26 protein-coding genes are annotated in these 25551 nt (G+C 33.2%); 16 read left to right on the top strand and 10 right to left on the bottom strand.

The features are described from left to right. Positions 1 to 42 precede the first annotated feature (42 nt). Entirely contained in the window at positions 43 to 834 is a 792-nt protein-coding gene (locus tag LX95_RS01540) for a THC0290_0291 family protein (RefSeq protein ID WP_111539657.1), read from the bottom strand. Positions 835 to 1043: 209 nt separating this feature from the next. On the opposite strand from LX95_RS01540, the gene gdhA reads away from it, so the two are divergent. The 3 genes from gdhA to recO all read left to right on the top strand — a co-directional run bounded on the left by gdhA (position 1044) and on the right by recO (position 5508). Further along, on the top strand, positions 1044 to 2387 hold the full coding sequence (gdhA, locus tag LX95_RS01535) for an NADP-specific glutamate dehydrogenase (RefSeq protein WP_111539656.1): 1344 nt from the start codon (positions 1044 to 1046) through the stop codon (positions 2385 to 2387). 134 nt (positions 2388 to 2521) lie between these two features. Beyond that, positions 2522 to 4792, top strand: coding sequence for a type IX secretion system anionic LPS delivery protein PorZ (gene porZ, locus LX95_RS01530; protein WP_111539655.1), 2271 nt, complete (start codon positions 2522 to 2524; stop codon positions 4790 to 4792). Continuing rightward, entirely contained in the window at positions 4792 to 5508 is a 717-nt protein-coding gene (recO, locus tag LX95_RS01525) for a DNA repair protein RecO (protein WP_111539654.1), read from the top strand. The genes porZ and recO overlap by 1 nt, the downstream gene beginning before the upstream one ends. Before the next feature lie 47 nt (positions 5509 to 5555). Here the strand turns inward: recO and radA are convergent, their stop codons facing one another. From radA to panC, 5 genes are read right to left on the bottom strand one after another with little or no spacing between them, the layout of a single operon-like run. Next, a complete protein-coding gene (radA, locus tag LX95_RS01520; RefSeq protein WP_111539653.1) occupies positions 5556 to 6929 on the bottom strand; it encodes a DNA repair protein RadA in 1374 nt (457 codons plus the stop codon). A 32-nt stretch (positions 6930 to 6961) separates the two neighbouring features. Continuing rightward, on the bottom strand, positions 6962 to 8113 hold the full coding sequence (locus LX95_RS01515; RefSeq protein WP_111539652.1) for an alpha/beta hydrolase: 1152 nt from the start codon (positions 8111 to 8113) through the stop codon (positions 6962 to 6964). Between the two features lie 39 nt (positions 8114 to 8152). Further along, positions 8153 to 9118 carry a lysylphosphatidylglycerol synthase transmembrane domain-containing protein gene (locus LX95_RS01510; protein ID WP_111539651.1) on the bottom strand — a complete coding sequence of 322 codons (966 nt, stop codon included), beginning with the start codon at positions 9116 to 9118 and terminating at the stop codon, positions 8153 to 8155. Between the two features lie 10 nt (positions 9119 to 9128). Then, the gene (gene panD / locus LX95_RS01505) at positions 9129 to 9479 is read right to left on the bottom strand and encodes an aspartate 1-decarboxylase (protein WP_111539650.1); all 351 of its coding nucleotides are present in this window, start codon (positions 9477 to 9479) and stop codon (positions 9129 to 9131) included. Between the two features lie 19 nt (positions 9480 to 9498). Then, positions 9499 to 10350, bottom strand: coding sequence for a pantoate--beta-alanine ligase (gene panC, locus LX95_RS01500; protein WP_111539980.1), 852 nt, complete (start codon positions 10348 to 10350; stop codon positions 9499 to 9501). Positions 10351 to 10462: 112 nt separating this feature from the next. Between panC and LX95_RS01495 the strand changes: the two genes are divergently transcribed. From LX95_RS01495 to LX95_RS01475, 5 genes are all read left to right on the top strand, one after another. Continuing rightward, positions 10463 to 11281 carry a glycogen/starch synthase gene (locus tag LX95_RS01495; protein WP_111539649.1) on the top strand — a complete coding sequence of 273 codons (819 nt, stop codon included), beginning with the start codon at positions 10463 to 10465 and terminating at the stop codon, positions 11279 to 11281. 4 nt (positions 11282 to 11285) lie between these two features. Next, positions 11286 to 12821 carry a DUF4270 domain-containing protein gene (locus LX95_RS01490; protein WP_211307629.1) on the top strand — a complete coding sequence of 512 codons (1536 nt, stop codon included), beginning with the start codon at positions 11286 to 11288 and terminating at the stop codon, positions 12819 to 12821. Between the two features lie 2 nt (positions 12822 to 12823). Further along, the gene (gene glmS / locus LX95_RS01485; RefSeq protein ID WP_111539647.1) at positions 12824 to 14671 is read left to right on the top strand and encodes a glutamine--fructose-6-phosphate transaminase (isomerizing); all 1848 of its coding nucleotides are present in this window, start codon (positions 12824 to 12826) and stop codon (positions 14669 to 14671) included. A gap of 114 nt (positions 14672 to 14785) precedes the next feature. Then, positions 14786 to 16297, top strand: coding sequence for a F0F1 ATP synthase subunit beta (gene atpD, locus LX95_RS01480; RefSeq protein WP_111539646.1), 1512 nt, complete (start codon positions 14786 to 14788; stop codon positions 16295 to 16297). 75 nt (positions 16298 to 16372) lie between these two features. Beyond that, entirely contained in the window at positions 16373 to 16651 is a 279-nt protein-coding gene (locus tag LX95_RS01475; protein ID WP_111539645.1) for a FoF1 ATP synthase subunit delta/epsilon, read from the top strand. 35 nt (positions 16652 to 16686) lie between these two features. Here the strand turns inward: LX95_RS01475 and LX95_RS01470 are convergent, their stop codons facing one another. From LX95_RS01470 to LX95_RS01455, 4 genes are read right to left on the bottom strand one after another with little or no spacing between them, the layout of a single operon-like run. Then, a complete protein-coding gene (locus tag LX95_RS01470) occupies positions 16687 to 16899 on the bottom strand; it encodes a helix-turn-helix domain-containing protein (protein ID WP_111539644.1) in 213 nt (70 codons plus the stop codon). A gap of 3 nt (positions 16900 to 16902) precedes the next feature. Then, positions 16903 to 17433: a DUF2975 domain-containing protein gene (locus tag LX95_RS01465; RefSeq protein WP_111539643.1), complete on the bottom strand. Its 531-nt coding sequence runs from the start codon at positions 17431 to 17433 to the stop codon at positions 16903 to 16905. Further along, entirely contained in the window at positions 17430 to 17942 is a 513-nt protein-coding gene (locus tag LX95_RS01460) for a DUF2975 domain-containing protein (RefSeq protein ID WP_111539642.1), read from the bottom strand. Before LX95_RS01460 ends, LX95_RS01465 begins: the two co-directional genes overlap by 4 nt. After that, positions 17939 to 18454 (bottom strand): DUF2975 domain-containing protein, encoded by a 516-nt coding sequence (locus LX95_RS01455; RefSeq protein ID WP_111539641.1) that lies wholly within the window; start codon positions 18452 to 18454, stop codon positions 17939 to 17941. The genes LX95_RS01460 and LX95_RS01455 overlap by 4 nt, the downstream gene beginning before the upstream one ends. A 176-nt stretch (positions 18455 to 18630) precedes the next feature. Here LX95_RS01455 and LX95_RS01450 point away from each other — a divergent pair, with 176 nt between their 5' ends. From LX95_RS01450 to LX95_RS01415, 8 genes are read left to right on the top strand one after another with little or no spacing between them, the layout of a single operon-like run. Further along, positions 18631 to 20946 carry a putative monovalent cation/H+ antiporter subunit A gene (locus LX95_RS01450; RefSeq protein WP_111539640.1) on the top strand — a complete coding sequence of 772 codons (2316 nt, stop codon included), beginning with the start codon at positions 18631 to 18633 and terminating at the stop codon, positions 20944 to 20946. Then, positions 20947 to 21360, top strand: a complete 414-nt coding sequence (locus LX95_RS01445; RefSeq protein WP_111539639.1) for a Na+/H+ antiporter subunit B — start codon at positions 20947 to 20949, stop codon at positions 21358 to 21360. 1 nt (position 21361) lies between these two features. Next, the gene (locus LX95_RS01440) at positions 21362 to 21715 is read left to right on the top strand and encodes a Na+/H+ antiporter subunit C (protein WP_111539638.1); all 354 of its coding nucleotides are present in this window, start codon (positions 21362 to 21364) and stop codon (positions 21713 to 21715) included. Continuing rightward, positions 21712 to 23223 (top strand): proton-conducting transporter transmembrane domain-containing protein, encoded by a 1512-nt coding sequence (locus tag LX95_RS01435; RefSeq protein ID WP_111539637.1) that lies wholly within the window; start codon positions 21712 to 21714, stop codon positions 23221 to 23223. Before LX95_RS01440 ends, LX95_RS01435 begins: the two co-directional genes overlap by 4 nt. Before the next feature lie 3 nt (positions 23224 to 23226). Further along, positions 23227 to 23703, top strand: a complete 477-nt coding sequence (locus LX95_RS01430) for a Na+/H+ antiporter subunit E (protein ID WP_111539636.1) — start codon at positions 23227 to 23229, stop codon at positions 23701 to 23703. Next, a complete protein-coding gene (locus tag LX95_RS01425; protein ID WP_111539635.1) occupies positions 23700 to 24008 on the top strand; it encodes a cation:proton antiporter in 309 nt (102 codons plus the stop codon). The genes LX95_RS01430 and LX95_RS01425 overlap by 4 nt, the downstream gene beginning before the upstream one ends. After that, a complete protein-coding gene (gene mnhG, locus LX95_RS01420; RefSeq protein ID WP_111539634.1) occupies positions 24001 to 24402 on the top strand; it encodes a monovalent cation/H(+) antiporter subunit G in 402 nt (133 codons plus the stop codon). Before LX95_RS01425 ends, mnhG begins: the two co-directional genes overlap by 8 nt. 7 nt (positions 24403 to 24409) lie before the next feature. Further along, positions 24410 to 25549, top strand: coding sequence for an aminotransferase class I/II-fold pyridoxal phosphate-dependent enzyme (locus LX95_RS01415; RefSeq protein WP_111539633.1), 1140 nt, complete (start codon positions 24410 to 24412; stop codon positions 25547 to 25549). Positions 25550 to 25551 lie beyond the last annotated feature (2 nt).

Here is a 25551-nt window from a genome sequence, read left to right as displayed (position 1 = left end):
TCATTCTACGAGTGCTTTTTTTATTATGAGTATTCAAATAATTTAAAAATTAAGGTAATAAATGTATCCTACATTAAGCCAAACCATCCATTCATTAGATTTATTTTGAATGTTGTCATGGTCTAGTCCGTCGATAAAATCTGTACCATAAGAATGCCATTTTAAATCAATGAGTAAATCACTATAATCATTTAATCGATAACGCGTTCCTGCACTAAAAACGATAGAATAGGTAGTGCCAGATGAGGCATCAATATATGGATCTTCTCCAGAAGGAGCCAAAAACTCGTAAAATGTATTTGCTTGAGAGCCTATTCTTCCAGGTAGGTCAGTTTTAACCTCTGGGTCATAATTTACAAAATGTACTCCTAAGCTTATATATGGAGCAAATTTATAAGCTCCAGCCTCATAGTCTCTAATACTGCGTGGAAAAAACTCTAAATGTGGTCCAATTTCAAAAACCTTTGCTTTTCCATGCATTGATCTAAGCTTCAATCCGCCAATAGAATTTTTTTCAGATTCTTTACCAAAGTGTTCAAGTTTGGTAACGTGGTAATCTAACTCAGTTCTAATTTTAAAATGATCGTTAAAATACCTATCTCTACTATAACAATTACAATCTGCTCGGTAAGCAAAATTAATGTAATGTACTAAGCCCACGCCTAGACCAATATTTCCAAAATTGGTTTCGGAGTTTCCTCTAAGACCGTAATCAGATTTCATGGCTACAGGACCAGCAATTATACCTATTTCTTGCGAAAAAGACTGAGCATAATTGGCGGTGCTACATAAAAACAACAAGGATAAGGTTAAAAGTAGACGGCTAGTTTTCATTAAAAAAAAACTTAAGTTAGTTTAGCAAATATATAAAAACAAAAATTAGGAGGAAATATAATTTCGTTATCTCCGAATTTATATCAATTTATTAATGAGAGCGTTATTAAAATGAAGATTATTCAAAAATGAAATACTTCTCAGCTAAAGAAACTTTATATTTGTAAAACTTAATACAATAATTGTTTAAAATATTTTCCAAAAAAATTATGAAAGAAAGTGTAAAAAACTTTTTAGATAAAGTTTCAAAAAGAAATGCCAATGAGCCAGAATATATGCAGGCGGTTCACGAAGTGGCAGAGACCATTATTCCTTTTATAGAAGAAAATGAAAAGTATCAAAATAAGATGCTTTTAGAGAGAATGGTGGAGCCAGAGCGTGTGATTATGTTTAGAGTATCTTGGTTAGATGATGAAGGTAATATTCAAATTAATAGAGGATTTCGTATTCAAATGAATTCAGCTATTGGTCCTTATAAAGGAGGTTTACGTTTTCATCCATCAGTTAACTTAAGTATTTTAAAGTTCTTGGCTTTTGAGCAAGTATATAAAAATAGTTTAACTACTCTTCCTATGGGAGGTGGTAAAGGTGGATCAGATTTTGATCCTAAAGGAAAATCTGATAATGAAGTGATGCGTTTTTGCCAAAGCTTTATGACAGAATTATCTAAGCATATTGGAGCTAATACCGATGTTCCTGCAGGAGATATAGGTGTTGGAGCTCGCGAGATAGGATTTATGTTCGGTCAATATAAAAGACTTCAAAATGAATTTACAGGAATCCTAACAGGAAAAGGACTTTCTTACGGAGGTTCTTTAATTCGCCCAGAAGCTACAGGTTACGGAAATGTATATTTTGCACAAAGCATGCTTAAAACTAAAGGAGATACTTTTGAAGGGAAAACAGTTGTAGTTTCAGGTTCAGGAAACGTGGCGCAATATGCTTCAGAAAAAGTAACTCAATTAGGAGGAAAGGTAGTGACTTTATCAGATTCTTCTGGATATATTTATGATGAAGAGGGAATTGATGAAAAGAAATTAGCTTTTGTAATGGAGCTTAAAAATGAGAGAAGAGGTAGAATTAAAGAATATTTAGATCAATATCCTAATGCTAAGTATTTTGAAGGAAAAACACCTTGGGACGTTAAATGTGATGTCGCTTTACCTTGTGCTACTCAAAATGAGCTTTTAGAAGAAGATGCTAAAACTTTAGTAGAAAATGGATGTATTTGTGTAGGAGAAGGGGCAAATATGCCTTGTACTCCAGAAGCAGTTGAAGTTTTTCAAAAAGCAAAAATTTTATTCTCTCCAGGAAAAGCATCAAATGCAGGAGGTGTGGCAACTTCAGGATTAGAAATGTCTCAAAACTCTATGCGTTACAATTGGACTTCAGAAGAAGTGGATGAAAAATTATTTGGTATTATGCACGATATTCATGAAGCTTGTGTAAAATATGGTACAGATGAGAATGGATATATAGATTACGTAAAAGGAGCAAATATTGCTGGTTTCGTTAAAGTTGCCGATGCTATGTTAGCTCAAGGAGCGGTTTAATAAGTTTATAAGTGTTTGAAAAAGCCGCAATTTGCGGCTTTTTTTTATGCTCAATTTTTTAAAGCTAAGCTATAAGGATATGAGTATATTTGCTTAAGATTACAATATTATTAGGTACACATAGTTATAACTTCATGAAACGAATACTAATATTTTTCTTTTTTATAAGCTTGTTTTCTCAAGCGCAAACACAAAATTTAGATTGGGAAGATTTATTTTCTTATTACAGTATACAAGATGTTTCTACAGGGGCAGGTAAGATATTCGCTGCTGCGGAAAACTCTGTTTTTTCATATAGAAGAGGAACTCAAGAGATTGAAAAAATATCATCTATACAAGGACTTTCTAGCGAAAAGATAAACACCATCTATTTTTCAGCAAATTATAATTTGTTATTTATTGGTTATAAAAATGGTCTTATCGATGTGTATAACCCACAAGACAAAACCGTTTTAAAAGTAGTTGATATTATTGAAAAAGTGACAATACCTCCTACCAATAGGAGAATTAATCATTTTTATGAATATGAAAATAAATTACTTATCTCGACCAATTACGGTATTTCAGAATTTAGGCTAAATAATTTAGAGTTTGGAGATACTTACTTAATTGGCGATGCAGGGGAGCAACTTACAGTTACTCAAACGACAGTTTTTAATAACAAAATTTATGCAGCTACCCAGGGAGGAGGAATACGCTTTGCAGATATAAATAGCCCTAATTTGGTAGATTTTTCAATTTGGCAAAATATTTCGAACAATTCCTTTAGAGGAGTAGTCAACCTTTCTAATAGCTTATATGTAATTAATAATAGCAATAGCTTACAAGAATTGCAGGGAAATACATTTGTGAATAGAGACCAATTTAATCAAGAAGTAAAAGATTTCCGTGTCAACGAGGAAAACTTAATTGTAACCACTTCCAATAGGGTTAAGGTTTATAACAATCAATTAAACACTTTAATTAATATTTCAAATTTCGGAGATGTACCTGTTAATTTAAGTAGTGCAACAATTTATCAACAAGTTATTTACTTGGGAGATTTGAGCGAGGGGTTATTGTCTACGACTGCAAGTAACACTACTGCTTTTCAATATTTAAGTCCAGATGGGCCTTTAAGAAATGACGTGTTTGGTCTTTCTGTTATTCCTAACGAGCTTTGGGTGACATACGGGGACTATGATGTATTTTTTAACCCATATCCTTTAAAAAAGGCAGGAGTTAGTCATCTTATGAATGAAGAATGGATTAATGTACCTTTCGAAAATTTAGATAGTACAGAAGAGATTGCTAGATCTGCGATAAACCCATCCAATACGAGTCAAGTTTTTTTAAGTTCTTTTTTTGGAGGATTGTTAGAAATGCAGGATAATGAATTGCAAAGTGTATATGATATTACAAACTCTCCCTTACAAAGTGTAGAAAATAATGATGTTAGAGTCAACGGAATTGCTTTTGATAGAGATGGAAATCTTTGGGGAAATGTTTCTAGAGTAGATAATGGATTATTTAAGCTTTCTTCTGGTGGAGGTTTTCAAGTTTTTGATACTTCAGAAATAGCTCCAGGGAATGGTAATGATAACTTGGGATTAACAGAGCTAATTATTGATAATTCGGGCAATATTTATTTTGGAAGTTATATTGATGGTATTATTGGGTACCAACCCTCTACAAATTCTTTTGCTAAAGTTAAAGGGTTAGAGACAGCAGGGAATCTTCCCAATAATTATGTAAAAAGTCTAGCTTTAGATAATAATAATCAATTGTGGATTGGGACATCGCGAGGATTAAGAGTATTGTTTGGACCATCAGGAATGTTTGAAAACCCAAATACAAGCACAAATGAGATTATTATATTAGATGATGATGGAGTGGCACAAGAACTTTTAGCTGGAAGCAGCATTTCTGCTATTACCGTTGACGGAAATAATAATAAATGGATCGCTACTGAAGCTGGCGCTTTTTATCTTTCTTCAAATGGTCAAGAAACCATTTATCGCTTTACAACTGAAAATAGTCCGCTTCCTTCCAATTCAGTAACCGATATTGAGGTTGATGAATCTACAGGAAAAGTTTATATAGGAACCACGAATGGGTTGGTAGCTTTTAGAGGAACCGCCACCTCGTCTGCAGAAACTTTCGAAAAAGTTAGAGCATTTCCAAATCCAGTTAGACCAGGTTATTCTGGGATGGTAACTATAGACGGTTTGCGAGAAGGCGCGAATGTGAAAATTACAGATATTGAAGGAAACTTAGTGTATGAAATAATTTCGGAAGGAGGAAGTGTACAATGGGACAGTCGAGCTTTTGGAAAACACAAAGTGGCGTCGGGGGTATATATGGTATTGATTACATCAGATGATCAATTAGAGACTAAGGTTACTAAAATTATGGTAATTAGGTGATGCTTGTACATACCAGAGCTATAGTCATTCAATCTATCCGCTACAGCGAAGCCGACCTTATAGTTAAATGTTTTACTCAAAGTGACGGACTTAAATCATACTTGTGTAGAAATATTTTAAAAAGTAAAAAAGGAAAGTTGAAAGCCTCCATGTTTCAGGTTCTAACACAGTTAGATTTAGTTGCTAAACATAAAGATAAAGGAACCTTAGAAAATATTAGGGAAGCAAAAGTAAACCCTCCTTATCAACATATTCCAACAGACGTTTATAAGTCTTCTATCGCTCTTTTTTTAGCTGAAATGTTGCGAAATACTATCCAAGAGGAGGAAAAGAACGAAGCATTATTTCATTTTTTAGAAGAGTCTTTTACAAGCTTAGATACTATGAAAAATTTTGCTAATTTTCATTTATGGTTTTTAGTAAAGTTAACACAGTATGTAGGTTTTTACCCCAATACAGAAACTTTAGAAGCTCCATTTTTTAATCTTTTAGACGGCGATTTTCAAATATTCGAAACTAATAAATACTGCATTAGTAATACAAACACTTATTTACTGAAACAGTTTTTAGAACAAACTCCAGCTGAAGCTTTAGCATTAAAACTCAATCAAACTCAACGAAAAAGTTTTCTAGAAATGATGTTGTTATATTACGAACTGCAATTACAAGGTTTTAGAAAACCCAAATCCTTAGATATTTTATATCAATTGTTTTAGGGAATTAATATTTAACTGAATTCTCGCTCTAATAAAAATAATAGGTTTTATCCAAAAAGAAGTTCTACCACTTCTTCTACTCGAGAAGCTAATTCTACTTTAATAGCATATTTTCCCGTATTTATTTTATTTTGAGTTGATACAACAATAATTTCAAAACCTAATTTTTCGGCTTCTAGAATTCGTTGTTCAACTTTAGTCACAGGTCTCACTTCTCCTGCTAAACCAATTTCTGCAGCAAAGCAAATATTCTTTTCAATAGATATGTCTTCATTAGAAGATAAGATGGCAGCGACAACAGCCAAATCTATAGCGGGATCATCTACAGAAATTCCTCCCGTAATGTTTAAGAAAACATCTTTAGCTCCTAATCTAAACCCGGCTCTTTTTTCTAAAACTGCCAAAATCATATTTAATCTCTTAGCATTATAGCCTGTGGTAGAACGTTGTGGGGTTCCATAAACAGCTGTACTTACTAATGCTTGTATTTCTATCATCAAAGGGCGTATGCCTTCAAGAGTAGCAGCGATAGCAGTTCCACTCAATTCTTGATTACTCTTACTGAGTAATATTTCTGATGGATTACTTACTTCTCTTAAACCTTCTCCTTGCATTTCGTAAATACCTAATTCATTGGTAGAACCAAATCTATTTTTATGAGCTCTAAGGATTCTATATACGTGGTTTCGGTCTCCTTCAAATTGCAAAACGGTATCGACCATATGCTCTAGTACCTTTGGTCCCGCGATGCTTCCTTCTTTAGTAATATGTCCAATCAATAAAACGGGAGTATGGGTTTCTTTCGCAAATTTAATAAGCTCTGAAGTGCATTCTCTAATTTGAGAAATGCTGCCTGGCGAACTCTCAATGAAATCACTATGTAAGGTCTGAATGGAGTCTATAATTACAATCTCTGGCTCTAATTTTTCTATTTGCTGAAAAATATGTTGTGTTTTAGTTTCGGTGAGGATGTAGCATTCAGAAGGGTTAGAGTTGATGCGTTCTGCACGCATCTTTATTTGCTGCTGACTTTCTTCTCCAGATACATATAACGTTCTATATTTTAACTGAAGTGAAACTTGTAATAACAAAGTACTCTTTCCTATTCCTGGTTCGCCTCCCAATAGGGTTAACGAACCAGGAATAAGTCCGCCGCCTAACACGCGGTCCAATTCAGTGTTGTTGGTAGAAAGTCTTTTCTCCTTTTTGTATTCAATATCTTTAATAAGGGTTGGACTAGCGTTTCTTTTTTTAGAAGAATTGCCAGAGCTAGAAGGAGTTTTCCAGTCCTTATCATCTTGCTTTTGAATTACTTCTTCTACGAGAGTATTCCATTGCTTGCAAGAAGAGCATTGGCCTTGCCATTTAGCATGCTGATTTCCGCAATTTTGACAAAAAAAAGTAGTTTTGGTTTTAGCCATTAGAAGATATTTTTAGCTAAAATAGAGAAAGTTTATAAACCTAAATCCGCTTTAAGCGAGTTAATTTTTTCTATCATCATGTCTTTAGTAAGATATGAAGCTTCATTAAGAGAAAAGGCTTCTTGATATTCTTTAAGAGCTCTTTTAGGTTTTCCAAGCTCTTCATTGTAACGTGCTAAAAAGTAGCTCCCAATCATACTTTCGGGATGTTCTTTTTGTGCTAGTTTTCCTAGGTCTTCATATTGTTCAAATTCTTTCTTCTTTTCGATAGCCGATGAAATTGTCATAAAATCACTAACGCGAATTTTGATATCTAATTCGTATAATTTTTGAATCACTTCATACTTATCTACCAAATAATTATAAAAAGTTCCTTTGGTCTTAAGTACTTTTTCTTGGTAATCTTTTGAAGTGATAGGACGATAAACTGAAAAAATATCTTCTATTGCTTTAGGAATAGCTCTCCCAACCAATGAGTAGTGAGTCGCTTCTTCAAAATTATCATCATAAAAATATAGCTTCTCATTTTCAATTTCTTTGAGGCTATTAATCATTTGCAGGTTGCTTTCTTTTAATAGATCAGCGTCATCTGTTCCTGTAGCTATATAATACCAAATTTTTTCTTTAGATTTTGAAAGAATACCTGGTAGGTTATTTTTTATAACATCGGTGTAATCTGCACTTAGATTAATATACCCATCAAAAATGGGATTTTCCTTGAGTAAATAATAATTCATTAAGTTCGCCGTAAGGTCGTGTCCCACAACAATCCTAAAATTAGAGATACGATAATTTTTCTCTAAAAGAGGTAATAACTCTTCTCCTATAAATTCAAAAAAATCGGCTCCTTGATCTACGGGGAGGTAATTTTCTAAGTCATATTTGGTATCATCCATTCTTGTTTTAGATTGATTGATTCCTACCACTAAAGCTTCAGGCATATCTTCCCAATAACTATAATAATCTACATTACCAGCGACAGGTTCAAATAAATAATCACCGTCAAATACAAGTACTAATGGATATGATTTTTTAACATTGGATTTGTAATTCCGCGGAAGCTGTATTTTTAGTTGCCGCTTAGTTTGAAGTTTTTCAGATTCCAACACTTTGTATTCTACTTGGCTGAATCCTAGTTGAGAAGAAGCTATAAGGGAGCATAGAAGTAGTATAGTTTTTTTCATTTAGTTGGCTTTGAAATTGCCTTATAAGTTATGAAAAAATTACTTTTTATTTACTACAGGGATTAAAAAAATTGACAAACTACCAATAACTAGGTTTAAAAGCGTTTGTGATCCCCAAATAACCCATCCAAAAGCTTCGCCAGTTTGTTGGTTTATTCCGTAAAGCGCAAGCACTGCGCCAATTGCAATCGGATAAACGCCAACGCCACCGTTGGTGACAGAGATTGCAAAGGAGCCTACGACAAATGCTACAAGAATTTGTCCTATGCTAATTGTAGATGCTCCTGGGACAGCAAATTTGATAAGATAAAACATAAGAAGGTACATAAGCCAAATGAAAATAGTATGAAAAATAAAGGCATACTTGTTTTTCATAGTGAGGATGCTTTTCATGCCTTCTAAAATTCCTATTCCAAATTTTCTAATTTTTATAATGAAAGGGATGTGTGATTTTTTAAGGATTTTTAACAATAAGAGGCCCAAAAAGAATAAGCTTGCTAATACCAAAATTCCCATAAATGGATTGATTTGATAAGTCTCAATCACTAATAATATATATTGGGTTTGGGAAATAAAGGCGATCGTTAAAATAAGAAGGAGCATCACTAAATCTGCCACTCTCTCTGAAATAATTGTTCCGAACGCTTTCTCAAAGGGGACATTTTCGTAGGTAGCGATACTAGCTCCTCTTAATACTTCACCAGATCTTGGAATACCTAAATTGGCTAAATAACCAGACATAACCGCCATAAAACTGTTGTGAAGTTTTATTTTATATCCCATAGGACTTAATAAAAACTTCCATCGATAGGCTCTAGAAAGGTGAGATAAAATACCACAAATAAGGGATAGAAATACAAAAAGTAAATCTGCATTTATGATATTTTCATAAAGTTGATTTCTTTCTTCTTGAGTAGATTTATATATAGATAACCCAATTAAAAAAACTCCCAACAAAAGTGGGAGTATAATTTTAAGGGATTTTATAATTTTCTTTTTTTTCAAAAGAAAGGTGTTAATTTAGGAGGTTGTTTTCTTCATTAGGGAAAACAATTGATGGCTTAAAAGTTTTTGCTTCCTCAAGGCTCATTATGCCGTAAGTGATTAGAATAAGCACATCTCCTTTTGCAACTTTTCTTGCTGCAGCACCATTTAAACAAATTTCTCCAGAATTTCTAGGTCCGGGAATAGCGTAGGTCTCTAGCCTTTCGCCATTGTTATTATTTACAATTTGTACTTTTTCACCTTCCACAATATTAGCAGCATCCATAAGATCTTCATCAATAGTAATACTACCAATGTAATTTAAGTCGGCTCCGGTAACTTTTACTCGGTGAATTTTAGATTTTACAACGTGAATTTGCATTTCTTTTTGTTTAAAACTTTTAGTTTAGTGCAATGTTATCAATTAACCTTACATTTTTCGCATAAGCCGCTATAAATGCGCGGTATTTTTCTTCTTGCTTTGACTCTGAAAAAGGCTCTAAGGTCTGGGCGTTAGCGATTTCAAAATATTCTAACTGCAATAGAGGATGATTCTCGAAGGCAAATTTAATATCCTTTTCAATATCTTTAACAGATTTTATGCCAAAGTTGTTCTTTGCTTCTTGTAAACTCTCATAAATAAAAGAAGATTCTGCTTTATCGTCTATAGAGAGTAAAGAGTTTCTTGAGCTTCTCGCTAAACCATTTTCTTCTCTGTTTATTTTACAGCCAATAACTTCTACGGGAAGTTTTGTGAGTTCTACAAGCTTTTTGATGATAAGTAGTTGCTGGTAGTCTTTTTCACCAAAAAAGGCTTTGTCTGGTTCTACTACTTCAAATAATTTTTTTACAACAGTTCCTACTCCGTTAAAATGACCATCTCTATATTTACCTTCCATAAAGGTCGCCACAGACCCAAAATCAAAATGAGAAGACAGAATTTCTTTTCCGTAAATTTCTTGTGCATTTGGGGCGAATATCACAATACCTCCAGAGAATTTCTCTTCTATTAGTTGAATATCATTATCTAAAGTTCTAGGGTATTTTTCTAAATCTTCTTTATTATTAAATTGAGTTGGGTTGACAAAAATACTTACAACAACAACCTCACAAGTTGTTTGTGCAAATTCAATTAACGATAGATGACCTTCATGGAGTGCTCCCATTGTAGGAACAAAACCTATTGTTTTATTGCTTGTTTTTTCAGCAGATAGAAAGTCTCTAAGTGCTTTTTTTTCTTTGAATAGCTGCACGCGGTTTATGTTTAAGTTGTGCAAAATTAATATATTACTGGTAAACTGCATAAAATTTTGTAATTTTGCCTGTTTTTTATCGTTAATAGTTAATAGCAATAGTATATCATTTATGAAAGATAAGCGCATTTTGTATGTATCTTCAGAGGTAATTCCTTATTTACCCGAAACCGAAATATCATCTATGTCATTTGAGGCACCTCGAATGATTAACAATCAAGGCGGGCAAATTCGTATTTTTATGCCAAGGTTTGGGAATATTAATGAAAGAAGACATCAATTGCATGAGGTAATTCGTCTTTCTGGAATGAATTTAGTCATCAATGACTTAGACATGCCTTTAATAATAAAGGTGGCCTCTGTTCCTAAAGAACGCATGCAGGTTTATTTTATTGATAATGAAGATTACTTTAAACGTAAAGCAACCTTTACAGATGAAGATGGTAATCTTTTTGAAGATAACGATGAGAGAGCAATCTTTTTTGCCAAAGGTGTAATCGAAACGGTTAAGAAATTGAATTGGTCTCCAGATATAATTCATGTACATGGGTGGTTGGCATCTCTTCTTCCTCTTTACTTGAGGAATTATTACGGAAATGAACCTTTATTCTCAAATTCAAAAATTGTGACCTCTATATACAATAAAGGCTTTGATGATATGTTAGATACAGAGATGCAAATGAAGGTTTTGTTTGATGGTTTGGAAGATGATGTAGTAGAGCATTTAAAAAATCCTACGTATTCAAACATTATGAAAACGGCTATTGATAATTCAGATGCTTTAATTAAAGGAAGTGAAGAAATTCCAGAAGAATTAGAAAACTATCTGAAAGAAAAAGACATGCCAGTATTAGAGTATAAATCTAAAGAAGAATTTGCTCAGGCTTATCAAGACTTTTATTTAACTGAAGTCTTAAATGAAAAAGAATAATTATATGAAAGAATTAAGCAGGTTAACTTTCCTACTTTTAGGAATAGTTTTATTCACCGCCTCTTGCGAAGATGATTTTTCAGAAACAGGAAGCAGCTTAGTAAACAATAATAATTTTAATGCGCTTTTGTATGACTCTTCTCAAATAGAGGTTTCTACAAAACCATTAGTTAAAATGCAATCTAATTTACTGAATAGCTACTCGCTTGGCTTTTATAATGATGATATCTATGGAAATTATTCAGCAAGCATTCTAACGCAATTAAGTCTTCAAAATCCAGATCCAGATTTTGGTGCATTTCCAGAATTAGATAGTGTAGTGTTGACTATTCCGTATTATAGTACTGCCATATCACAAGATGAAGAGGGTATACAGTATAAGTTAGATTCTGTTTATGTTAACTCTTCTGTGAAGCTAGAATTTTATCGCTCAAATTATTTCTTGCGAAGTCAAGATCCAGAAAATAATTATGCTGCTCAAGCATATTATTCTAATCAGGGGAATCTCTTTGAAAGTTTCTTAGAACCTACGCCTTTTCATATTGAAGAAAATTTTGTTCCTAACTCAGGTGAGGTGTATTATAGAAGTTTCGATTCTCAAGGAGAGCTTGATACCGTAGCTAGAGCTCATAGTCCTCGAGCAAGAATAGATCTACCTGTAGAGTTTTTTGAAGATTTAATAATAAATAGATCAGGTTCATCAGAATTATTAAGTAATTCTAATTTCCAAAACTTTTTTAGAGGTTTGTATATAAAGCCTGTTAATACTTCAGGTGAGCCTATAAGTGCTCTTTCTTTGTTGAATATGAGATCTGATGAAGCTAAAATAAGTTTATATTTTAGAACTTCTGAAATTGAAAATCCATCTGAAGAAGAAATAGAAAAAAATGAATATTCATTGTTTTTTGGATCTAATATCATCAATGTAATGAATACAGATGATCAAAATATTCCATCTGGTGATAATATCTACTTAAAAGGGGGGCAGGGGTCTATGGCAATCATAGATTTATTTACAGATCCAGCAGAGTTAGAAACTTTAAGGTCTTCAGATTGGTTAATCAATGATGCGAATCTGACCTTTTACGTTGATGAGAATGAAGTAAACGAAGATCATAATCAACCAGAACGACTGTTTATCTACGATATTAAAAATAATAGAGTGTTACAAGATTATACGTTTGACGTAAGTGCAAATGATAATAGTCCTCTTAACTCTAGGCTAATTCATTTAAGTAGGTTGGACGATGATGATAGTGGAAGAAGGTTCTATAAAATTAGATTAACTTCTCATGTAAGCGATATTATTAATAAAGATTCTACTAATACACGTCTTGGTTTAGTTGTTAGTAATAATGTGAACATTTTTAATCCTGTGAAAGCAGAGGTTGAAGGTGAAGAGAATGTAGATGAAGAGTATCAATTAGAGGTCATTCCTTCACCTATGTTGAATACTCCTCAAAGCACTGTTTTGTATGGGCCAGAAGAGCCTGGAGAAAACAGATTGAAGCTTAATATTTATTATACAGAATCAAATTAGTTATGTGTGGAATTGTAGGTTATATTGGAAAAAGAGATGCTTATCCTATTGTTTTAAAAGGGTTACAACGATTAGAGTATAGAGGTTATGACAGTGCAGGAATTGCACTTTATGATGGTGTAAATCTTAATGTTTGTAAAACCAAAGGTAAAGTTCTCGACCTTAAGAATAAGATGGAAGCTGAAGGGGTTTCTCAAGGAAATATAGGTATAGGTCACACACGTTGGGCAACTCACGGGGTGCCAAATGATGTTAATTCACATCCTCATTATTCTAATTCTGAAGATTTAGTTATCATTCACAACGGAATAATTGAAAACTATGATGCATTAAAAAAAGAATTAATTAAAAGAGGATATACTTTTAAGTCTGATACAGACACTGAGGTATTAGTGAATCTTATTGAAGATGTTAAGAATAAAGAAAATGTAAAATTAGGGAAAGCAGTTCAGATTGCATTAAATCAAACTATTGGGGCGTATGCGATCGCTGTGTTTGATAGAAATAAACCCGACGAAATTGTTGTTGCTCGTTTAGGAAGTCCACTAGCTATTGGAGTGGGGGAAGATGAGTTTTTTATAGCTTCAGATGCATCTCCTTTTATTGAATTTACTAAAAATGCTATTTATCTTGAAGACGGAGAAATGGCTATTGTTCGTCTTGGTAGAGAAGTTAAAGTAAGAGAAATTAAAAATGACTCTTCTGTAGATCCTTACGTTCAAGAGTTACAAATGAATTTAGAGCAGATAGAAAAAGGGGGTTACGACCACTTTATGCTTAAAGAAATTTATGAACAACCAAATGCTATTGTAGATACCTATAGAGGTAGAATGCTAGTTGATAAAGGCATTATAAGAATGGCAGGTGTTGATGACAATATTGAAAAATTCACAAACGCCAAGCGTATTATAATTGTAGCTTGCGGCACCTCTTGGCACGCAGGTTTAGTAGCTGAATATATTTTTGAAGATATTGCAAGAATACCTGTTGAAGTAGAATATGCTTCAGAATTTAGATATAGAAATCCTATCATCAATAAGAATGATGTGGTTATTGCAATTTCCCAATCTGGAGAAACTGCAGATACGATGGCGGCAATTAAGTTAGCTAAAGAAAAGGGAGCATTTGTATTTGGAGTATGTAATGTTGTTGGATCTTCTATTTCTAGAGAAACACATGCAGGGGCATATACTCATGCAGGTCCAGAGATTGGAGTCGCTTCAACAAAAGCTTTTACAACGCAAATTACAGTGTTGAGTTTAATAGCGCTAAAATTAGCTAAAGCTAAAGGAGAGATTAATAATGCAGATTTTCACTATCACTTACAAGAGCTAGACTTAATTCCTGGAAAGATTAAAAAAGCCTTAGAGGCGAATGATCATATTAAGGAGGTAGCTAAGAAATATATGAATGCTGCTAATTTCTTATATTTAGGAAGAGGATTTAATTTTCCTGTTGCTTTAGAAGGGGCGTTAAAATTAAAAGAAATCTCATACATTCACGCAGAGGGTTATCCAGCTGCCGAAATGAAACATGGTCCTATTGCTTTAATTGATGAAAAAATGCCAGTAGTGGTTATTGCTACTAAGAAAGGTCATTATGAGAAGGTAGTAAGTAATATTCAAGAGATTAAATCTAGGGAAGGAAGAATTATAGGTATTGTGACAGAAGGAGATGAAGATGTAAGGTCTATGGCTAATTATGTAATTGAAGTGCCAGATACTATAGAAGCATTTACACCATTGTTAACAACAATTCCGCTTCAGCTACTTTCATACCATATAGCTGTAATGTTAAATAAGAATGTAGATCAACCTAGAAACCTTGCAAAATCGGTAACTGTAGAATAATAATTAATTTTCAAAAATAGGGATGTTTTATTTCATGAAAATAATCTATCTTTGCAGCCGGAAAAAGCAAGCATTTTTTTCTATATTAAAAACTATAAATTAAACAATTAGATAATGTCTAAAGTTACAGGTAAAGTTGCACAAATTATCGGTCCTGTTGTTGATGTTGAGTTTAACACAGAAAACGCTGAGTTACCAAAGATTTACGATTCGTTAGAAATCACTAATAAAGATGGCTCTATATTAGTTCTTGAGGTTCAATCTCATATTGGAGAGAATACTGTTAGAACTATCGCAATGGATTCTGCCGACGGTTTAAGCCGTGGTACAGCAGTTGTTGCTACAGGAAATCCTATTCAAATGCCTATTGGAGATGAGGTTTACGGACGTCTTTTTAACGTAACAGGAGATGCGATTGATGGTCTAGGAAACTTGCCAAAAGCAGGTAAAGACGGTCTTTCTATTCACCGTGAAGCTCCAAAATTTGAAGATCTATCTGTATCTACAGAAGTTTTATTTACAGGAATCAAAGTAATCGATTTAATTGAGCCTTATGCAAAAGGAGGTAAAATTGGATTATTTGGTGGAGCCGGAGTTGGTAAAACTGTATTAATTCAAGAATTGATTAACAATATAGCAAAAGGTCACGGTGGACTTTCTGTATTCGCAGGAGTAGGGGAAAGAACACGTGAAGGAAATGACCTTTTAAGAGAGATGTTAGAGTCTGGTATTATTAAATACGGTGATGACTTTATGCACTCTATGGAAGATGGAGGTTGGGACCTTAACAAAGTAGATAAAACTGCGATGAAAGGTTCTAAAGCAACTTTCGTATTCGGACAAATGAACGAACCACCAGGAGCACGTGCTCGTGTGGCGCTTTCAGGATTAACTATTGCTGAGTATTTTCGTGATGGAGCAGGAGATGGACAAGGAAAAGATGTACTTTTCTTCGTAGATAATATCTTCCGTTTTACACAAGCAGGTTCAGAGGTTTCTGCACTTCTTGGTCGTATGCCATCTGCGGTAGGATACCAGCCAACTTTAGCTACCGAAATGGGAGCTATGCAGGAGCGTATTTCTTCAACTAAGAGAGGTTCTATTACTTCTGTACAGGCAGTTTATGTACCTGCAGATGATTTAACAGATCCAGCGCCAGCAACTACATTTGCTCACTTAGATGCAACAACGGTACTTTCTCGTAAAATTGCTGAGTTAGGTATTTATCCTGCAGTAGATCCTTTAGAATCTACTTCAAGAATTTTAACAGCAGATATTTTAGGAGACGATCATTATAACTGTGCACAGCGTGTAAAAGAGTTGTTACAGCGTTATAAGGAATTACAAGATATTATTGCAATTCTAGGTATGGAAGAATTATCTGAAGAAGATAAGTTAGCCGTATCTCGTGCAAGACGTGTACAACGTTTCTTATCTCAACCTTTCCACGTAGCAGAGCAGTTTACAGGATTAAAAGGAGTTTTGGTAGACATTAAAGAAACCATCAAAGGATTTAATATGATCATGGATGGAGAATTAGATAAATATCCAGAAGCTGCTTTTAACTTAAAAGGAACTATCGACGAAGCTATAGAAGCTGGAGAAAAAATGTTAGCTGAATCATAAAAATAGATAAGAGATAAAAGCTGAGAGGTATTAGGTTATCTTACATCTTGTTCTCACATCTTAATACTATAATACATGCATTTAGAGATAATAACCCCAGAAAAAGTGTTGCTTAGCGCGGAAGTAGAATCTGTTGCGGTACCAGGTGTAGATGGAGAGTTTCAAATGCTCAATAATCACGAAGCTATTGTTTCTGTCCTTGTAAAAGGGGAAGTGAAAATTGGTGGAAATGTAACTTTGAGTGAAGATCTTCAAAATGAATTTACTAAAGGGGAAGATGGAAGGTTAGAATACCACATTAAAGGTGGAGTTTTAGAATTTAAAAATAATAAAGCTATTGTTTTAGCCGATTAAACTCATCTTACATATAGATAAAAAAAGCCTGAACACTAGTTCGGGCTTTTTTTATACACAATAATATCTCCTGGTTGGCAGTCTAATGCCTTACAAATAGCCTCTAAGGTAGAAAACCGTATTGCTTTTGCTTTCCCCGTTTTAAGAATGGATAAATTGGCGGTGGTAATACCAATTTTTTCAGCCAACTCAACCGATTTCATTCCCCGTTTTTCGAGTACTTCCTCTAAATTAATCTTTATAGGCATAACTTAGATAGTTAAATCATTTTCTTGTTTATAAGTAGTGCCTTCTTCAGCAACAGCAGAGATAAATAACATCAATTTCCCTAAAATATAAAAAACAATAAACTGAGACAATGCGGTAAAAAAAGCGTTAATGTCAACATAGAAAAAATAACTTATCATATGAAGAGTATACCATGATTTGGCATAAATAATTAAACCACTCCCAATAGATTTAATCTTTTTAGTTTGCTTCAGGTTTAGTAAGCTTCCAACTCGGTAATTATTTAATAAAAGATTTGCTTTTAATAATTTTATTATTAAATATATATTTAATAAACAGAATAGGATTAAAAATATATAACCTACTATTGGATGGGGTTTATAATGTCCTTTTTTAAAATACTCTGATATTATATAATTATAGATACTATATTTTTCACTAATTATGGAGTTGGTTATTTCGTAAATTATACGTCCAGAAATTAGAGCATAATAAAGCTTAGCTAAGATTAAAATTATAGTCAATGAAAAAGTATTAAATTTTGAATTTTTCATATCGTTAAATCATTTTCTTGTTTTGCATCAATCGTTTCTTTTAAAACTCGACTAATCATGATAAAACAAAGACCTGTAATGAGCATAAATATTATTAAGTTGCCATGTCTCAACGATAAATCACCAGTTTTGCAATGTTCTTTGGTAGTAAAAGTATAGATAAGGCTTGAAGCTAATCCTAGAATAGAAGTGATGGTTAAATATCTCCCTGATATTCGAAATTGTTTGGCAATGTTTTCTTTGTACCATTTTTTCTTTAGAAAGCATTTAGCGACTTCTCGCAAATAACCAATACCTAAAAAGAAAAATATAGGTGTCAATATGTTAAGAATAGTTATTGGAATAATCCAATTGTTTTCTTTTTGAAAAGGGTAAGAAATATATGCTATTGTTTCAAAATTAAAAGTAAATACACTTATTAAAGTTATTATAATAGAACCAAGTGCGCTTAGCCCTAAAATATAAAATAAGATATCAATAATCTGTTTTAAAATAAAGTTAGTTCTCATACGGTAAGTTCGTTTTCTTGTTTGTGATGTTTAGCGATTTTGAATATTTCCGATAAGAAAATAAAAAATAGGCCTACAGCGATAATGAAGAAATAGTTTTCAAATAAACCGCTAGTTTTTATACTGGCTTCAATCCTATTATTATAAAATATTTTCAATAGAAAATCGACAGTTATTTCAGTGATTGTAATTCCTATAATAAGTTTACCAATGCGATTGAGGTAAAAAATTTGTAGCGAGGTAAAAATATTTGTAGGGCTAAAATCGTAAACTAATTTTTTAAATAAAAATAAGGTGTAAATATAGGTAGACACTATGATTGCATATACACTTAAAATAAATTTAATTTGAATTTTATTGGTTACTTCATAATTGTTAAATGTGAAATCTTCAGAAAAACCATTCCCAAAAATAGACATATAGAAAATAGCGAGAATAACAAGAATAGACACGGTCATAAACAGGCCGTAAATAAAACTAATCAATTTTCTTAAAATACTTAGTGTTTTCATTTATTATCGTTTTTCGATAACAAATATATAAAAATTATTGATAAACGATAATTAATACCTCAAATGAGGTTCATTAAAATGTTATTAGCGTGTTAAACCTTAAGATAAACCAAGGCATTTATAAGTGTACTATGCTTTTCCTTTTTATATTTGTAATTCGTAATTTTAGGTGACCTATGCTAATTGCAATTTTAATAGGATTTGTCTTTGCACTCTTTCTCGCTTTCGCTGGAAAATATTTAAAAGGCAAACTTTCTATACTTATTTCATTAATTCCTTTAGGGCTTTTCGTTTATTTTTTGCAATACATACCAAGTATTTCAGAAGGTAAATTATTAGTAGAAAACCATCAATGGATCCCTTCATTTGGAGTTAACCTTAACTTTCGATTGGATGGTTTGGCGTTGCTCTTTAGCCTAATGATTACTGGGATTGGAACCTTGGTTTTTGCTTATACTTCTTCCTACTTAAAAAACCATATTTACTTAGATAGGTTTTATGCTTATTTACTGGTGTTTATGGGGGCGATGTTAGGCTTGGTTCTTTCAGATAACCTTATCACATTGTTTGTTTTTTGGGAGTTAACAAGTATTAGCTCATTTTTCCTTATCGGATTTAATAACACCAACCCAGATTCTCGCCGTTCGGCACAAACAGCGCTGGCAGTGACAGGAATAGGAGGTTTACTCTTCTTAGCTGGAGCTTTAATCCTTGGTAATATAGCAGGTACCTATCAAATTTCTGAAATGATTCCGCTTAGCGAAATGATAGGTCAAAATGCACATTATGTATTGGCGGTGGCTCTTATTTTTGGAGCAGCTTTTACAAAATCAGCACAATTTCCTTTCCATTTTTGGCTTCCAGGAGCGATGAAAGCTCCTACACCAGTTTCTACTTACTTGCACTCTGCAACCATGGTAAAGGCAGGAATTTATTTATTATTTAGACTTTCACCCGTCTTAGGCGGACAAGCATTTTGGAATACGACCTTACTTATAGTTGGAGCGGTAACCATGTTTTATGCTGCATTTCATACGCTTTTTAGAACCGATTTAAAAGGAGTTCTAGCTTATTCTACCATAGCCGCATTGGGAATTTTAACTTTTCTAATAGGCTTAGGAACTCATGAAGCATTGCTTGCGGCAGGAGTATTTATTTTAGTACACGCCCTATATAAAGCCACCTTGTTTTTAATGACAGGAGCTATAGATTTGGGAACAAAAACGAGAGATGTAACCGCACTCTCTGGACTTAGAAAAGTGATGTTACCTATTGCCGTTGCCGGAATTTTAGCAGCAATCTCAAATGCAGGAATTCCACCAAGTGTGGGGTTCTTGGGAAAAGATCTTATCTACGAAAGCACATTACATTTTGATCACTCATCGGCTATATTTTTAACGATTTTAGCGGTTGCTACCAATGTATTAATCGCCTACGCAGGTTACGTGGCAGGAGTAAAACCTTTTATAGGAAAGTTGCCTACAGGGATGGAAAACGTAGATTTTCCGCCGTTATTAATTTGGTTGCCTCCAGTGTTATTAGCCGTTTTAGGTTTTGTTTTTGGGATATTTCCCGGTCTTATTCAAGAAAGTTTAATTAAACCTATATTGACATCCGTAGTACAAAACGCTTCAGATGTACATTTAAAGTTATGGCATGGTTTTACACCTATTTTAGGATTAAGTGTATTAACAATCAGCCTTGGTTTGCTCCTTTACTTCTTGTGGAAACCTACTAAAAGTAAAGAAGATTTTATAGAAAGGTTTGAACGTATCTCTCCAAAAAGTATATTAGAAAATTTAGCCATTCTATTTGAAAGAGGATCTGATTTATGGACAAGAATTTTTCAAAATGGTTATCTGCGTAATTATATTTCAGTAATAATTATCTTTTTAGTCGGTTTAGTATCGGTTACTCTATTAAAGAATACCACCTACAATATTGATTACTCCTCTTTTTCTCGCTTAACCGTTTATGAGGTAGTGACATTAGTGATTATGATCCTGTCTATAGGTTTTGCTGTATTTACAAAATCTAGGTTGGCTGCGGTTGCTGCAACAGGGGTTATGGGTTATTCTATATGTTTGTTCTTTGTATTTTACTCTGCACCAGATTTGGCAATGACGCAGTTTACCATAGATACCTTAACTGTTATATTATTTGTATTAGTACTATACAAATTACCAAAGTATTTAAAGCTATCAGATTATAAAACGAGAGTTAAAGATGCGGTAATTTCAACTGCTTTTGGCGGATTAATTACCATACTTGCTTTAGAGGTTTTAGCACAGCCAGTTAATGAAGAAATAAGTAATTATTATGCAGAAAATTCATATATTCTTGCTCACGGTAAGAATGTGGTGAATGTAATTTTAGTAGATTTTAGAGGAACTGATACCATGGTAGAAATTTCGGTATTAACCATTGCAGCTATTGGAGTATTCGGACTTTTAAAATTGAGATTAAAATCATCTGAAAGAAAACAAAAGTAAATGAAAACAATCATATTAAGAACGGCTTCCAATTATCTGCTACCTATATTGCTGCTGTTCTCTATATTTATATTGTTAAGAGGTCACTATTTGCCTGGCGGCGGATTTGTAGGAGGACTCATTGCATCTATTGCATTTGTGCTTCATGCATTCGCTAACGGATTAAAAGATACCAAAAAACTATTAAAATTTCACCCAGGCTTTTTGATGCCTGTAGGTCTAGCTTTGGCGTTTTTAAGTGGTTTACTACCAGTTATAGGTTTTGATGAAGCTTTTATGACAGGTCTTTGGATGCACGACCCTATTCCTGTTATTGGTTCTATAGGGACAGCTCTATTTTTTGATATAGGGGTTTATATTGTTGTGCAAGGAGTTACATTAACCATTATTTTCACTATTTCAGAATCAGCTTAATATGGAGTTTTTATTAGCAATTATGACAGGGATTCTATATGCAGCAGGGCTGTATATGATGCTTAGACGTAGCTTGGTAAAACTTATAATAGGTTTGATTATGATAAGTAATGGGGCAAACTTATTAATTTTTCTTCTAGGAAGAATCACAAAAGGACATCCACCTATTATTAAAGGAAGTGCAGAAGTTTTTGCTGATATTTATGCAGATCCCGTTCCGCAAGCTTTAATCCTTACCGCTATCGTAATTAGTTTTGGATTACAATCTTTTGCTATTATTCTGGTAAAGAGGGCTTATAAAGTGGTTAAAACAGATGACTTGGATGAAATGAATACAACAGACGAGGAAATATGATGCAACAATTATTATTATATCCGCTTTTGTGGCAACTCTTTATGAGTATTGCATTGATGTTTGCATGGCAGCATATTAATATCCAGAGAGTCATGAGTATCGTAGGAAGTGCGGTAGGACTGGTTTTTTCAGGAATGTTGTTTTATAAAGTTTTAGTATATGGTACGCAAACTATACAAGCGGGTGGCTGGGAAGCTCCCTTCGGAATTACTTTTGTTGCCGATACCCTTTCTGCCACTCTAGTTTTATTAACTTCTATTGCTGGCTTAGCTGTTTCTAGTTTCTCTTCGGCATCTATCATTCCAGCTCGATTAAGGTTTGGATATTTCGCCATATTTCATTTCTTACTTTTAGGCTTAATAGGTGCTTTCTTAACAGGAGATATCTTTAACCTGTATGTGTGGTTTGAGATTATCATCATTAGTTCATTTGTATTGATAACCTTAGGGGGTGAAAAAGCTCAAATTGAAGGAGCTGTAAAATACTTTACCTTAAATATACTTGCCTCTATTATCTTCCTTACAGCTATAGCAGTTTTATATGGTTTAGCGGGTTCTTTAAATATGGCCGATTTAGCCGTGCTTATCCCAAAAATTGAAAATAGAGGTTTAGTAAAAGTAGCTGCGATTTTATTTTTAATAGGTTTTGGTATCAAGTCTGCTGTATTTCCACTGTACTTCTGGTTGCCGGCATCTTACCACACTCCGCCATCTGCAGTAGCAGCAATTTTTGGAGGCTTACTAACAAAAGTTGGTGTCTATGCATTAATTAGGGTCTTTACACTCATTTTTGTAGGTGATGTTTTATTAGATGAGATATTAATTGTGATAGCTGTTCTTACGTTGTTTAGTGGAGGAATAGGAGCTTTAGTGCAAAAGAATATGCGTAAAGTATTCTCTTACCTTATCATTTGTCATATTGGCTTTATGATTGCTGGTTTGGGAATGTTTACAGAGCTTGCCATAGCAGGAGCGATCTTCTATTTAATTCATGATATCGTGGTGAAAACCAATTTATTTATGATTAGCGGTATTATATATAGAATTAAAGGAAGTAACAATATAAAATCATTAGGAGGATTGTATAAGGAGTATCCTAAATTAAGTCTGTTAATGACGATACCTTTCTTTTCTTTGATCGGGATTCCGCCTTTATCGGGATTTTGGCCAAAAATATCTTTAATTGTTTCTAGTTTTAATACTCAAAATTATTTGGTATTAGGAGCTGTTATTTTTGCTAGTTTTCTTACTTTAATTGTAATGGCAAAATTATGGTCTGAAGTGTTTTGGAAAAACCCTGTTGATTTACCAAAAAGAGAACATTTTCTTTATTTTAATAAAATGACTACCACGAGAAAACTTCAAATGCTTTTGCCGATTGTTTTTTTAACTGGAGTTTCTTTATATATTGGTTTTGGAGCAGAAAGCATTCAGCAGCTTTCTACTAGAATTGCAGGAGAATTAATGAATAGTCAACAATATATAGAAGCAGTAATGCCTAAAAGCTAAGCCATGAAGAATAGGTTTTTATCCAACATATTGTTAACTTTTATCTGGGTAGCTATCACTGGAAGCTTCGAGTTTGCTAACTATGTTTTTGGTTTTATACTAAGCTTTATCATACTTTATGTAATTACTCAAGGAAGGGGAAGTGCTAAGTATTTTAAAATTGTACCCAAACTAATTTCTTTTATTCTATTCTTTTTATATGAATTATTAAAAGCAAATTTGCAGGTAGCTTACGATGTAATTACTCCAACTTTTTATATGAAACCAGGGATTGTAAGGGTTCCTTTAGATGCAGAAACTAATTTAGAGATTACGCTTTTAGCTAATTTAATAACACTAACTCCAGGAACGTTAAGTTTAGATGTTTCAGACGACCGTAAGGTGTTATATGTGCATGCTATGTATATTTCCGATAAGGAAGCATTTATAAAAGATATTAAAGAAGGATTTGAAAAACGCTTACTTGAAATTTTAAGATGACCGTAGAAGAATACTTATATTATATAATTTTACCCATATTGGCCATTTCGGTTCTATTGGTATTTTGCCGTTTTGTGATAGGTCCTAAAATAGCCGATCGTGTGGTGGCTTTAGATTTATTAATCACCATTGGGATTACCATCATCTCTATTTATAGTATCGTATACGATCAATCTACTTTTCTAGATATTGCAATGATTCTAGGCTTAATCGCTTTTTTGAGTACAGTAGCTTTTTCCTATTATTTAGAGAAAAGAAATAAATCAAAATTGGACGAAGAAAAGAGAAAACATAACAATGACTGATGCTTTAATAATCATATTATCTAGTTTAGGTGCGATATTTATTTTATTGGCGGCTGTGGGATTCTTGCGTATGCCAGATACCTATTTAAGAATATCGGTTACAACTAAGGCTGTTACTTTGGGAGTAGGGCTTATTTTGGCAAGCGCAGCAATTTATTTTGATGACTTATCGGTTACTTCTAGAGTGCTTGCTATTATTTTGTTTATTATTCTTACCGCTCCCGTAGGTGCACATTTAATTGGGAGGGCCTCATACTTCTTAGGAGTTAAAATGTGGGATAAATCGGTGATGGATGAATTAGAAGGAAAATATAAAAAATTCTCTCACAAATTAAATAGCGGTGACGATTTAAAAGATGATGAGGAGAAAGTAGAGCAGCAAGAAAAAAACTAATTGTTCTATGAAACAATTAGCCAAAAACCTTCAATCAAAACTTCAAAATCGTAAAGAAAATCATCTTTATAGAAGCCTAGGGAAAACTCAGGCAAAAGAAATTAATTTTTACTCTAACGATTATTTAGGTTTTAGTAAAAACTCTTCTATTTCGCTTAAAGCGGAAAAAATACTGCAACAATTTCATATTTCTCAACACGGCTCTACAGGCTCTCGATTAATTTCTGGAAATCATAAACTGTTTCAAGTTACTGAAGAATTTATTGCTCATTATCATAAAGAAGAGTCGGCTTTATTATTTAATTCGGGTTATGATGCTAATGTAGGAGTATTGTCTTCGGTGCCGCAACGCGGCGATGTCATCTTATACGACGAGTTTTCGCACGCATCTATTCGTGATGGAATACAACTCTCATCAGCCAAATCATATAAATTTACTCATAATAACTTAGCCGATTTAGAGCTTAAATTAGAGAAATTCTCTAAGAGTTCTCAAAATATATATGTAGTTACCGAATCTGTTTTTTCAATGGATGGAGATTCTCCAGATTTAAAAAAACTCGTTGATATTTGCTCTAATAAAAATGCTTTTGTCATCATAGATGAAGCACATGCACTTGGGGTTATTGGTGAAAAAGGAGAAGGTTTAGTTCAAATTTTAGGCTTAGAAAAGAATGTATTTGCAAGAGTTGTAACATTTGGAAAAGCATTGGGCGCTCACGGAGCAGGCGTAATAGGAAGTCATCAATTATGTAACTTTCTTATTAATTTCGCTAAAAGCTTTATTTATACCACGAGTTTAGCGCCACATACGGTAGCGATCATTTATGCATCTTATCAATTTTTAGCTAAAACGGAGCAAAGAAAAAACTTAGAAAAAAACATTAGCTATTTTAAATCTCAAATTGATGCCTTTCAATTAAACTCAAAATTTATAGCTAGTGTCACTCCAATCCAGTCGTTTATGATCAGTGGTAATGAAAATGCATTGCGTTTGGCAAAAACTTTAGAGGAAAATGATATTTCCGCGAAAGCGATACTATCACCTACAGTCAAAATGAAAGAAGAGCGAATAAGAATTTGTCTTAATGCTCAACATACTTTAGATGAAATAAATAGCTTATTGCAAATATTAAAAAATTATTAGGT

It is taken from the genome of Mesonia algae (genome assembly GCF_003253545.1).
GTDB lineage: Bacteria > Bacteroidota > Bacteroidia > Flavobacteriales > Flavobacteriaceae > Mesonia > Mesonia algae.
The sequence above is the reverse complement of the archived record's forward strand: the minus strand, read 5'-3'. Positions and strand labels throughout refer to the sequence as shown.